The sequence below is a fragment of the Weissella sp. DD23 genome (assembly GCF_001579105.1).
GTDB lineage: Bacteria > Bacillota > Bacilli > Lactobacillales > Lactobacillaceae > Weissella > Weissella cibaria.
The window spans coordinates 1-389 of sequence record NZ_KQ970485.1; the positions used below are offsets into that span (position 1 = coordinate 1).

The 389-nt window shown below is 49.6% G+C and carries 1 protein-coding gene; it reads left to right on the forward strand.

The annotated features are described in order from the left end of the window. The coding region (locus WEIDD23_RS12375; protein WP_242865534.1) for a PTS fructose transporter subunit IIB at positions 1 to 389 on the forward strand (389 nt) is incomplete at both ends.

Consider the following 389-nt stretch of genomic DNA (forward strand, 5'->3'; position numbering starts at 1 on the left):
CATACCTATATGGCTGAGGAATCATTAAAAAAGCAAGCTGCTGCAATGGGCGTGCGCATTAAAGTTGAAACGAACGGTGCCAGTGGTGTTGGCAACAAACTGAATGCGCAAGATATCGCGGCAGCCGACGGCGTCATCATTGCGGCAGACAAAAAAGTTGACATGGCCCGTTTTGCAGATAAGCCACTGATCAACGTACCCGTTGCCGAGGGGATTCGTCATCCTGAAAAACTGATTACCCAGGCCTTAGATAGTCATGCACCAATCTATCAAACAGCGGAAACAGTCACGCATTCGGACACGACCGAGAAGCTGTCCCTTGGTAAGGCGTTTTACCGTCATCTCATGAGTGGTGTCTCAAGCATGCTACCATTCGTCATTGGTGGTGG